The 9,071-nt window shown below is 35.5% G+C and carries 9 protein-coding genes; all 9 read left to right on the top strand.

Annotated elements, in window-relative coordinates; genetic code table 11:
* Positions 1 to 2,000 (top strand): hypothetical protein (locus tag GVN22_RS26120; protein ID WP_166553956.1); only part of this gene is annotated, 2,000 nt, incomplete at its 5' end.
* 20 nt (positions 2,001 to 2,020) lie between these two features.
* The gene (locus tag GVN22_RS26115) at positions 2,021 to 3,013 is read left to right on the top strand and encodes a hypothetical protein (protein WP_166553955.1); all 993 of its coding nucleotides are present in this window, start codon (positions 2,021 to 2,023) and stop codon (positions 3,011 to 3,013) included.
* 2 nt (positions 3,014 to 3,015) lie between these two features.
* Positions 3,016 to 3,345: a hypothetical protein gene (locus GVN22_RS26110; RefSeq protein WP_166553954.1), complete on the top strand. Its 330-nt coding sequence runs from the start codon at positions 3,016 to 3,018 to the stop codon at positions 3,343 to 3,345.
* A 34-nt stretch (positions 3,346 to 3,379) separates the two neighbouring features.
* Positions 3,380 to 3,529: a hypothetical protein gene (locus GVN22_RS26105; protein ID WP_166553953.1), complete on the top strand. Its 150-nt coding sequence runs from the start codon at positions 3,380 to 3,382 to the stop codon at positions 3,527 to 3,529.
* Positions 3,526 to 4,572 (top strand): hypothetical protein, encoded by a 1,047-nt coding sequence (locus tag GVN22_RS26100; protein ID WP_166553952.1) that lies wholly within the window; start codon positions 3,526 to 3,528, stop codon positions 4,570 to 4,572. The genes GVN22_RS26105 and GVN22_RS26100 overlap by 4 nt, the downstream gene beginning before the upstream one ends.
* A 227-nt stretch (positions 4,573 to 4,799) precedes the next feature.
* On the top strand, positions 4,800 to 5,801 hold the full coding sequence (locus GVN22_RS26095) for a hypothetical protein (RefSeq protein WP_166553951.1): 1,002 nt from the start codon (positions 4,800 to 4,802) through the stop codon (positions 5,799 to 5,801).
* Entirely contained in the window at positions 5,801 to 6,865 is a 1,065-nt protein-coding gene (locus tag GVN22_RS26090; RefSeq protein WP_166553950.1) for a hypothetical protein, read from the top strand. The genes GVN22_RS26095 and GVN22_RS26090 overlap by 1 nt, the downstream gene beginning before the upstream one ends.
* 43 nt (positions 6,866 to 6,908) lie before the next feature.
* Positions 6,909 to 7,955 (top strand): hypothetical protein, encoded by a 1,047-nt coding sequence (locus GVN22_RS26085; RefSeq protein WP_166553949.1) that lies wholly within the window; start codon positions 6,909 to 6,911, stop codon positions 7,953 to 7,955.
* A gap of 2 nt (positions 7,956 to 7,957) precedes the next feature.
* Entirely contained in the window at positions 7,958 to 8,935 is a 978-nt protein-coding gene (locus GVN22_RS26080; protein WP_166553948.1) for a hypothetical protein, read from the top strand.
* The last annotated feature ends 136 nt before the right edge of the window (positions 8,936 to 9,071 follow it).

The following is a 9,071-nucleotide window of genomic DNA, read 5'->3' as shown; positions in this document are numbered from 1 at the left end:
CAGGAGTGCAAGACATTTATGACCAGTACAAACAAACCAAAGATTTAAGCAAAGTAAACTACAACCAAGCTACCCTACGAGCAGCCACAACGGCCGTTATCGCTGGTTTATTGAACAGTGGCTTATCATTTTCAAAATTTTCTTTGTCATCCTCAGCGTTATTGGGGGCAAAATTGGCTTGGCTTCGACCGAATCTGTTTGCGAATTTGATGACCTTAACTCGTGCCGAACGAACCCAATTGGCTGATGCTCTACAAAACGTTTCAGACGATGTATTGACGAGATTGGAAAATCCAACTTTTTTTGCGGACTTCTCCAAGGCAATATTAGTCTCAGGCAGTACACCAAGTTCGGGCATCTTGAGCAGTGTAAGCCGTGTACAATCATGGGTGAACTCATGGCTAGGTATCAAGGATAAAGCCTTAAAGTGGGTGCGTTCGACCACCCTAACGGGTACATTGGGTATAATGACCCTAACGGGAACACCTCAAGTGGAAGCTCGTATCATAGATAATAGTGGCATCATCGAAACGGTAATGCGAGTACCCAATGTGGCAAGTGATCTAATTAATGGAAACTCATCAGAGATAAGCAGCATCGTGAGCCAAGCCAGCGTAGTAGCCGAGGTAAATGCAAGCCAAATACTCGACCAAACAGGCGAGGCATTAAGCAGTAGTTCAGGAACGTATGAGATATTGCAAAGCACCATCAACTCTGTTCAAAACATTTTGGTAAGGCTAAAGACCTCAAGCACGATATCGACCCAACCAATTGTCTTGATAAAAGATGGTAAAACCTACAAAATAGGCGACGACAGCAAATGTGTTTACTGTGGCAAAACGGTACTAAAGCCAGCAAGTGGGGAAGACAATACCGAATACACCCTATGCCAAGACCTTAACACGCTCGAAGCCCGAGGTGGCACCAACGGCAATGCAGGCGTATCAAAGTTATGTAGTGCATTTCCAACGGTAGCGAGCTTACGACCAATCGTGACTAGGTTATTACAAATTACAAATAACTCAGAAATATCAACTATTTTAAGCGATATTACCCAAGAAGACAATAGCTATGCCGTCACCCACTACATGAATAACTTTGACAGTAATATCATAGATGCTTGGCAATTGTTAAATTTGTACAACCAACCATTTAGACGAAGAAATAACCCATTGTTACAGAAAGTAAAGGTATTACAAGATGATAATTCGTTTGTATCTAAAATAGGCGGAGTGAATGGATTAGCTGAAATAGTAGCCAAAAACAGCCGAGCTCCATACAAAGGTTGTACCAACTGTAATGCCACCTATTTACGTGACATTGATGAGTATTTGGACGATGTGAAGCATTTCTCAACTTTTTCAGGTGTAGCAGGTGGATACAGTACAGCTTTGAACCTACTCAAAAGTACTACAACCATCAGAAAATTAGAACCAGAAGCCTTCATCATTAGAGTATTAAAATCCGAGAACCTGTCTGTGATGGGATTTGAAGTAGCAAAAACAGGCTGTGAACCCGATTTGGTATTGGCAGACAATACCCTTTGTGAGTTTAAAAGCTGGAAAACCACTCTTACAGGCAATGCTGACGAAGATAATGTAGAAGAAGAGGATTACGATTTTGGCAATACCCTACCAAGTTATACTACTTCCAAAACACCATTTGAGAACTTCGTGAGTGGGCATACTGGTGTAAAACAGTTTATCGCCTATTTATCGTTGCCAGAGGTAAGCGACATGGGCAAGCTGCGATATTATTTTGATGCCCGAAAAGGAGCAACCGAACCTTATGCCAAAAGTGCTTTCAAACAAATGCTGTACGATGGTACAAACCTTACAGCAAATGGAACAGCGGCGTTTAATGCTATTTTTGGAAATTTAACACTTCGGACAACTTTATTTGATTTATCAGCAACTGCAACAAAAACGCCACAAGAGCAGTTTAAAGATATTGTTTCAAATACAGGAAATAGTTTTTATCAATTCATAAAAGCAAAATGATGTACAACTTAACTGAAGAAATGACAGAAATTAGTCATTTTATTATAATAAAAAATAAAAAATTGATAGTCTATAAGGGGCTTTTTCATGTAAATTCTCATCTTCATAATATTACCCCAATGCTTTGGCAAACAGATATTACAGATGATAATGTTTGGATTAAAGATATTAATTGGGAAAACTACCGTTTTAAAATATCTGACAATTCAATAGAAAAATTAGACTTTAATATAGGTTTAAATGGATGTATTTCTAATATTATCGTAATTTTTAAAGACAATATTCAAAGCTGTTTTTCTACAATAAAAAATGAAGTTGTAGTAAATTTCCCCAAAGTAGAAAAAATAAATAGTTATCTAAGTAACGAAATTAATATCTTTTTTCAAGTCGAGAGCACTCTCAAATCCCTCTCCCTCCTGACAGGCGAATACGAATGGGAGGTGGATTTGGGAGTCAGAAAATTTATATTCGGTGGTGAAGAGCAAGAAGCCAAAATAAGTCAAATAATTGGTGTAATAGATGGGAACTTATATGTTTGGATGAGTGATGAAAGATTGGTAGAAATAGATGTTCAAACAGGGAAAATCAAAACGGAAACTTTTCCGCTTCAAGCCTTACAAGCACAAGGTATCATTCAAGCGGTATTGTTTCCTCAGTATTACGAAAAAGAGCAATCACTTTTCTTTTTTTATCAAGATTATTTAGTGCAAGTACATCTTCCAACACAAGAAAACACCCTGATTTGGCAAGATAGCCGCTATAATATTGGTCCTAGTTTTATTACCGATAATTTCATTTATTTTATTGGTAATTATCAAAAAGGAACAGTTTTTAGAGACCACGTTGGTGTATTCGACCGCCAAAAGAATGAGGTGGTTTGGTTGCAACAAGTAATAACATTGAGTAAAGAAACCTACAATAACCTCAAAGAAATCCAAGCTACTGATGATAAAATTTATGTTTTAGATACGAGTGGCACGTTATATATTTTTGAGCGTGAAACAGAGGTGTAAAAATGATTCAGCACTTTAACTCTGTAGAAGCGTCAGCTTTTATGTTACGAGTGCTGGGTGCAAGCATAACTTCTTTACCGATAAATAGTTTTGAAGAAAAAATAGAAACAATAAATGACGATGGCGAAACCAATAAAAGTTATGCAGACATTTATCAATTAAACGGCAAAATTATTGAGTGTAAGAGTTGGAAACCTAATGCTTCCACATTTCAAGGTTTTGTTAGTGGTAGTGCCACAAGTAACTCATATAGCCAATTCTTGAATTACTTGCGTTCAATCAATAGTTTGGATGGTTTAGAATATTGGTTTGATGGAGAAAAAGGCATCTGAGACGGAAGTCAAAGCTAAGTTCCAAACGCTGTTTATGAATAAGGCTCAAGATATTTTTGGTGCTAATCCTTCAATATTTACTAACCCAAATATTAATATTCAAAGCGATGTAGAGTTGAAGCAATTAGCAGACAAAGGTGAATTAGTCACTCATCCAATTTTAAATTTTATAAAAATAAAATGACATATTACGAAACTAAAAAGTTATCAGACATTTATTCATTTGAAATACTTAATGGTGAGATAATTTCAATGAATAAGAATAATACTATTTCTTTAAGAAATATCAATGAGAAATTATGGGAGATAAAAGCTGGTGGTGGATTAGGTTTTTTACAAATATTACAAGATATAGTAATATTTCAGAGTAATAATGGCTCATTGAAAATTATATCAATTAAAAATGGAAATCTTTTATATGAAAATTTTGCCAATTTGTTTCGTTTGCCTGTAACTAATAATAAAATTGTTACCTATAAGCTTAATGTAGATACAATTAAGAAAGAATATGGAGTTTTTGATTTGACCTTAAAAACGATTATTTGGAGGAATAAAAATTATGATAATTTGTCATACATTAATCAATGCTTATTTAGTATTGGTATTAAATCTATTTCAAAAGTTAATTCATCAAATGGATATTTAGTTTGGAATATTGAATTTACAAATAGTGACAAATTCTTAAATATTTTAAATGTGTCAGATAATCATTTGTGGTTAATTACCCAAAGAGAGGAGAATTACTGGTTTTACTTCGATTTAATAGCCATTAATGCTCAAACAGGAGAAGTTGAAAAACAACTAGACTACAAGGCATTCTTCGGTTATACAGCTCAGTTTATAGAAGAAAAACAAAGTATCATTAGTTTGAGGGGTAATTTTAGAGAAGATAGAGGTACTCACTTTTTAGAGATAGATGCCCGCAATGGTGAAATAATTAGACAACAAACGCTTGACCAATTAAAGTCTATTGGGTTAAATGTCTTTGAATTTACATTAAATAAAAATTATATTTATTTCACAGCTACGTCGAAAGATGACGCTATTTTTGCTAAATCAATAGGTGTATTAAGCTATGAAACCTTAGAACTATTGTGGTGGGAAGAGGTAAATTTAGAAAACGGAGCTTTTTTTGCTGCTGGGCAAAAACCTGTTATTAGTGATAACAGAATTTTTATTTTAGATACAGGTGGTACACTCCATATTTATGAACGAGAGGCTGAATAAGTTTTGTTAATATTACAAAAGCATTAATACCCTTGATTCGCTAAGAGTCAAGGGTATTTTTTTAAAACTGTTACCTATCAAAAAAGAAGTTAAAACACCACCTCATCGTCGAATACACCCTATGCCAAGACCTCAACACGCTCGAAGCCCGAGGTGGCACCAACGGCAATGCAGGCGTATCAAAGTTATGTAGTGCATTTCCAACGGTAGCGAGCTTACGACCAATCGTGACTAAACTACTGAGCTTCACGAGTGGAGAGGTACAGGCGTTTTTGGGGGATATAGCCCCAAGCACCTGCGGTGGTAGTGCCTATCTTTGTGGTAATGTAGGGAGTTTAACCGTGGGGTTGATAGATGCGTGGGATGTGCTCTATTCATGGAGTAGTTACCGTAAAGAATGGGGGTATTTATCTAAAATTACAAGTTTGCTTGGTAACTCTACTACAATAGAGTCATTGAACAATCAAGGGGTAAGTAATATGAAATTAATTTGCAATGCTTTAAATTCTCCAAAAACAAGTGTGAAATTTAATAATTCTCAAACTTTAATGGTTTATTTAGATGCTTTTGAGATAGCGGTCAATAAGTTTCATGCAAAAACAGGCTTTAAAATAAGGGATGGTGCAGGCACTGGTACAACCAACGGAGCTGTAAAAGAACTAACAATTGCAAATAGCCGTAATTTAGACGGAGGTTGGTTTGGCATTAGAGAAATGAACCAATTGGAAGCCTCTAATGTAAGTCGTATAGATTGGGATTTTGATGATGATGCCTATGATTGTGGCAATAATAGTTGCCAGTTTGATGTAGAGATGGTAGCTGGGCAAACACCTCGTTATTACGAGTATAAAAGTAAATCGATGAATACCGATGCCGATAGCCCAGTAGAAATAAACCCCAAACAATTTAAGGCATATTTGAGTAAAATAGCCAATATGGCAGAGTTGGAGTATGTATTCCAAACCGAAAAGCTGTATAAGGGGGGTGGAACAACTTTCACTCTTGAACAAGGCTTGGCAAACCGCTTTAAAAAACTCATCAGCAATGATATAGATGGTTTCTTTAATGTTATTTGGGCAAATACAGCTTTGAGAGGGAGTTTGTTTCCTGAAACTGTAGGGAAAGACGATGATTGGCTTGATAAAAATGAAATTAGACTAAAAGGAGAATTTGCAATTCGTATATCTGACACTTCTAATATTTTTTACAACTTTATTAAAACTAGGTAATGTTTAAAAAAACTGATACTATCAAAGAGGTCAAATACTATTCAATTAGGAATTCGACATTGAGTTATAAACTAAAAAATGGAACATTATTCAATAATGATGTCGTCATTGCTGATAACTATAACTATTATGGTTATTTAAATGATCATTTCATTCAATATGGAAAAAATGGAAAACATTTTTTAGTTGATAAAAAAAATAATAGAGAAATTGAAGTTCCACAAGTTCTATTTTCACTTGGATTCGACGGAAAAAAAGGCTTCTATACTGAAAATTATATATACGATAAAGAGTTAGAAAGAAGCCGTTGTGATTTATTCATATTTAATATTTCAACTGGAACAAGTACAAAAATTTTATCCAATTCGCCTGATATTCTCAGATTAGTTGAAAATCAAAACTTATTTTTGTTTTTACCCAGAACCACCCTCAAATCCCTCTCCCTCCTGACAGGCGAGTACGAATGGGAGGTGGATTTAGGTGAAAAATTGGGTAATTATGATGGCATTTCCAAAATATACGGATTAGCTAATGAGTGTTTATGGTTGGTAACCCAACGAGGTGTAATTTTAGGCATTAACATAAATGATGGTAAACTTATTCATCATCTTAATTTTGATGGCTATGATACTTTTCAAGAAAGAGGTACTGTACAGATGCAATATTTTCGTTCTCTTTTTGATGAAAAACAACAAATACTTATCGGGGTCTATGAAAACCGCTATTGGGAAATAGACCTCAAAGCTGATAAACCAGCATTGCACATTACAGATATAAAGGCTTTAAATCCCTCTTATTTTAACAACCCCTCTTTTATTTATGAAGTATATCATTTAGCTGCCCCAGAGGGAATAGCATATGATGAGCAATATATTTATTTCAAAGACAATGAGGTTTCTACCGTTGGAGTTTTGAATCGACAAACGAAGCAAATAGAATGGCATGACAAACTTTACGAACTGCCAGGTCGCTCCTATGTAATGATTAGAGATATTCAAGTCGCAGCAAATAAGATGTATGTCCTTGACGAAAAAGGGGTGTTACATATTTTCGAAAAAGAATAAGTTTAGCACAAAGCCCTCTTTTCCACTAAAGGAGGGCTTTTTTGTGGGTGATTGTTTAGAGAGTTACCCTATTGTAACTAAATTATTAACCTTCACGAGTGGAGAGGTACAGGCGTTTTTGGGGGATATAGCCCCAAGCACCTGCGGTGGTAGTGCCTATCTTTGTGGTAATGTAAATAGCTTGACAGTAGGGCTGATAGATGCGTGGAAAGCAATCCGTGAGGCACGTTGTGCCAACCCAACTGGAGCTTGTGCATCGCTCATGCCATTAGACTTTGTTTTACTGCAAAAAGTAGCTTCACTGCTACTAAACAGTACATTTATAACTAATATTGGTAGTATTGAAGGTGGAAATAATGGAAGAAACGCTCTAATCAGTGCTATGAAACAACATTCCACAGCCAAATGCTATACCTGCGATAACGACCCAGCTCCACACATAGATTATATGAGCGACTACTTAGAAAATCTTAGCTATTTTGCCGTAAATTTCAGTAATACTACAGGAGCAGGCGGAACAGGTGGGGTTTGGAATCAAGGTATTACGGGCAGTGCTACGCAAGTAGTTGGGGGTGCATATATGCTTAAACTACTAAAAGAAGAAAACTATACTGCCCAAGATGTACAACAATTTGAGTTAGACCTGAGCGATAGCCCAAACCCTGCCAAACCCCAAAAAGCTGATATTGTAGAAATAGATGGAACAACGACTATTTTGGTGGAGTGTAAGAGTTGGGAATTGGGTGATGCCAATTTCTCTGGTTTAAAAAATGGTACAAGTGCCAGTTATACGCAGTTTATTACTTATCTCAAAAATATTGGTTCAATGACTGAACTAAAATACTTTTTCGATGCACGAAGAAAAAATATGAGTGAAATCTATGTAAAAGGTGTGTTCCAAACCATGCTCTACCAAAACAACGACCTTACTAATCAAGGAGCACAGGTTTTTGAAACCATTTGGTCGAATACTACGCTGAAAGGGAATTTGTTTCCCAATATCTCAGACCCTGTTGCTGGGAAAGATAAATTTGAAGAACTTATCGAAAGCGCATCAAGTATTTTTTACAACTTCATAAAAGTCAAATAGCTATGTTTTTTTTAAATCAAAAAAAAGCCAAAATTACTTCATTTGAAATAAGAGGGGATAAACTACTTTATCTTTCTGATAAAAATCTATACGTTGATAGCATTTTATTAAGAGAGCAAGATGTATGTTGTTTTGTTCGTGGATTAAAAGAACGTATAATTTTTTGTTCTTGGGATTCGGTAATATACACATTTAAAAACAATAAAACCATCTCATTATTAGAATGTTATAGTTTGAGTGAAAAGAAATATAGTGAAGACAAGATAATTATTTCACAAAGGGTATCAAGAGGAGTATTTAATAAGTTCGTCTTTGATTTAAGTACTGGTTCAATTTTAAAAAAAATAGATGCTGAACCTTCATTTATTTCGTTGTCTTCTGAAATTTTTACTATTGCAACCACCCTCAAATCCCTCTCCCTTCTCACAGGCGAATACGAATGGGAGGTGGATTTGGGGGCTTATGGGGAAATAGCTCAAATTATTGGCAACTTCCAAAATCAACTCATAGTAAGTTTATCCAATCAAAATCTAATAGGTATTCAGGTAAAGACAGGCGAAATTCTGTGGGAATTTAGAAAACCCCAAGAAATAAGAGCAGATTTTACTCGTAATGCTCATTTAGATTCTGAAACTGGTAAAATTTATTTCCTTACTTTTTACGATTTTGTCGAGTTTGATATTCAGACCTATAGCATTAGCCAACATAAAAGTTTTTGGACAGGTAATTTTCAAACTACTTGGCAATTTGGGCATAGTTGTCAGCAAGGTGATTATATCTACTTTACGGCAGGTATTGGTACAGCCCAGTTTTATTATTGGTTAGGTGTATTTCACATTCCTAGTATGGAAATTGTTTGGCAATATCAGCGAGAAGACCAAAAAGAAACATTCAATTCATCTCCTCAAGTTTCAGAAAAACAGCTTTTTGCACTCGACAGCGGTGGCACACTCCACATCTTCGAGAAAGAACAACCGTAACAAAATCCCTCTTTTAGCCATGGTTAAAAGAGGGATTTTTGTGGTGGTTGGGAGGCCTGTCAGCAAGGCAAATTACCCAAAGAGGTATTGCCTTCAATTTGGGATAGAATTTCATTGATTAGTGTAGCAGGTTCTT

The sequence above is a fragment of the Cellulophaga sp. BC115SP genome (genome assembly GCF_009905545.1).
Taxonomy (GTDB): domain Bacteria; phylum Bacteroidota; class Bacteroidia; order Cytophagales; family Spirosomataceae; genus Flectobacillus; species Flectobacillus rivi.
Note: the sequence above shows the minus strand (reverse complement) of the source record. Positions and strands in the feature narration are given on the sequence as shown.